The sequence below is a fragment of the Longimicrobium sp. genome, from assembly GCF_036280135.1.
Lineage (GTDB): Bacteria > Gemmatimonadota > Gemmatimonadetes > Longimicrobiales > Longimicrobiaceae > Longimicrobium.
Map to the genome: position 1 here is coordinate 1 of NZ_DASURI010000847.1, position 2,877 is coordinate 2,877.

A 2,877-nucleotide genomic window follows, 5' to 3' on the forward strand; every position below is an offset into this window, starting at 1 on the left:
GAGGGAGCGCCGCGCGGACTCACCCGTGCACCACACCAGGGCGCGACCGAAGGATGTCCCGTCCCGTGCACGGACCTGACGCCGCGCCGGGACCGCACGCTCCGGTCGAGCCCGGGACCGTGGGCGCGCGCAGCTGAAGACGGGTAAAGGCGGGCCCCGTGTCATCCAGGAGCGAATGAATTCGCCGCTGGAAATGCACGAAGTCCGCCTTCGCGGACTGCCCCAGCAAAGGCCGTCCCGGTGCACCGAAGCGTAGTTCCAGCAGTTGAAGCCTCGTTCGGTGAGCGTCAGCGAGCCGAGACGGGGCTTATGGCGGTCCCAGCGTCGGGTTTACCCGCTCAGGCTGGATGACGGCATCCGTGCTGGGAATCCACCGCCGCGTGGTTGAAGCCTCACGCCGTTTGTGAGGCTTTCCGCGGTCCCAGCGGCGGGTTTACCCGCTCAGGCTGGATGACGGCATCCACGCTCGGATCCGACCGGGCTCGTGATGCCGTCCATCACGCTCCGCGTTCAGAACTCGCCGATCATCCCGATCTCGGTCTTGAGCTCGTGGCCCAGCTCCTTCTTCACCGTCGTCTGCGCGAGGTCGATGAGCGCGCGAACGTCGGCCGAGGTGGCACCGCCCAGGTTGACGATGATGTTGGCGTGCTTGTGAAAGATCTGCGCGTTGCCCAGCACCTTGCCCTTGAGCCCGCACTGGTCGATCAGCCGCCCCGCGCCAATGCCTTCCAGCTTCTGAAAGATGGAGCCCGCGCTGGGGTACAGCCACAGGTCCGGGTGGCGGTCGTCGCGCCACTGCAGGTTCTCGCGGATGGTGTCGCGCATCGTCTCGCGCGGCGTGGGCTCCAGCCGGAACGTCACGTCCAGCACCACGTCCTTGCGGTCGTGCAGGATGCTGTAGTCGTAGCCGAACTGGAAGTAGTCCAGGTCTACCTCGCGAACCTCGCCCTCTTCCGTGAGGATGGTGGCGCCTTCCACCACCTCGGCGATGAACATGGTGCGCTCGCGCTCCGGCGGCGGCGACAGGAAGTGCAGGTTCTGCCACACGGCGCCGCCCACCGTGCTGGGGATGCCCACGTAGTGCTGCAGCCCGCCCAGGCCTTTCGCGACGGTGATCTGGATGAGGTCGTGGTAGATCTTCATCCCCGACCCGGCGCGCACCCGCGTGTCGTCCAGCCAGTCGAGCGTCTCCACCTCGTTCTTGATCACAAGCCCGCGAAAGCCCCGGTCGCTTACGAGGACGTTGGCGCCCAGCCCCAGCAGAAAGAACGGGACGTCCAGCTCGCGGGCGGCGCGCACGGCCTCCGCCAGCTCGTCCTGCGTGAGGGCCCGGTACAGCAGGTCCGCCGGCCCGCCGATCTTGAAGGTGGTGTGCGGGGCCAGGGGCGCGTCGCGCTCCAGCCGGCCGTCGCCCAGGCGGGCGGCCAGGGCGTCCACGGGAAGGTCCAGCCCTTTCGTCGCAGGCATCCGATCGCGAGGTTGAAGGAGAGTGCGCGACACGTTTGCGCGCCGCGGCGGGGTTTGCAAGGCGGGTGCCCGCCACGGACCCCCGGGCGCAAACGGTTGTATGAGCCGTGGTGTCTTTCTCACGCACGCGTGCACGTGTGACCGATGGGCAGGCCGCGTCGTCCTTGCGGCGGCCGCGGAATGCACGGCGGCGACTGCGGAAGTGATGGTTCCATGACCGGCCCCATTCATCAGCACCTGGACGGCGACGATGGCGCGCCGCTTTCGCCCGGCGAGCGCGCCCGGGCAAGCGAGCTGGCGCGCACCCTGGACGCGGCCGCGGCGCACCTGCGCGCCATGCCCGCGCCGGACCTTGCCGCGCGCGTGATGGCCGCCCTCCCCAAGCAGGCGCCCGCGCCCCGGCCCGCGTGGCGCGCGGCCCTGGACTGGCTGTGGAACCCGCGTCCCGTGCGGCTCACCGTTCGCCCCGCGTTCGCGCTGGCGGGCGGCTGCATGGCCGTGGCCGTCGCCGCCCTGGCGCTCGATCAGGTGGACGACCGCGGGACGACGACCGTGCCCGTGGTGGTGCAGGCGCCGGCGCCGGGCGCGACGGGTGCCCCCGTGGTGTACGTGCAGTTTCGCCTGGAGGCGGGCAACGCGCGGCAGGTGTCGCTGGCCGGCACTTTTACCGGCTGGCAGCCCACGCTGACGCTGGAAGAGAAGGAGCCCGGGGTGTGGACGGCGCTGGTGCCCCTCAAGCCCGGCGTGCACGACTACGTGTTCGTGGTGGACGGCACCCGCTGGATCCCCGACCCCAACGCCCCGCAGCAGGTGGACGACAGCTTCGGCGGCACCAACAGCCGGATTTCCCTTCCCGCCCTGAGCGCCCAGGCGTGACCGCCCGTCGTTTTGCCGTGGCCTGCGCCGCCCTGCTGCTGGCGCCGGCCGCCGCGGCCGCGCAGTGGACCGTGGAGGCCGCCGCCGGCCGCGCCATGCACGACCCCGTGAGCGCCCGCGTGCTCACCACCTCCGCGTCGCTGGGCCTGGCCTACGAGCACCCCGCCGGTCCGTGGGGCTACGTCTCCGGCGGCGCGCCGCTCGAGGGAGACGGCCCCGGCTGGGGCGCCGGCGGCGCGGGCGCCTGGCTGGGCATTCGCCGCGGCGAGTTCCAGCTGGGCGTGAGCACGGCCGCCCACGGCTACGTCTACGGCGCGTCCGGCCCCAACCCGTCCGGCTCCGGCGGCACCGTGCAGCTGCTGCCCACCCTGGCGTGGCGGCGGGGCATGGTCTCGGCTGAGGTCAGCACCGGGTTCAGCGGCGCCATCGACGTGCTGGGCGACAGCACGGACCGTCGCGGCTTCCACGACTCCGCCGCGCAGCTCTCCCTCTCCCCCGTGGAGGGGGTGACGGTGGGCGGCGAGGCGCGCGTGG

Annotated in this window: 2 protein-coding genes and 1 pseudogene; 2 read left to right on the top strand and 1 reads right to left on the bottom strand. The window is 71.7% G+C overall.

Features of this window, described 5'->3' with window-relative positions; genetic code table 11:
• Positions 1–510 precede the first annotated feature (510 nt).
• Positions 511–1,467: a UDP-N-acetylmuramate dehydrogenase gene (gene murB / locus VFZ20_RS27485; protein WP_329687162.1), complete on the bottom strand. Its 957-nt coding sequence runs from the start codon at positions 1,465–1,467 to the stop codon at positions 511–513.
• A 213-nt stretch (positions 1,468–1,680) separates the two neighbouring features.
• Between murB and VFZ20_RS27490 the strand changes: the two genes are divergently transcribed.
• Complete coding sequence (locus VFZ20_RS27490; RefSeq protein WP_329687163.1) at positions 1,681–2,343, top strand: glycogen-binding domain-containing protein; 663 nt, start codon at positions 1,681–1,683, stop codon at positions 2,341–2,343.
• A pseudogene (locus VFZ20_RS27495) lies at positions 2,340–2,877 on the top strand (hypothetical protein); the annotation flags it as partial. The gene VFZ20_RS27490 and the pseudogene VFZ20_RS27495, both read left to right, overlap by 4 nt.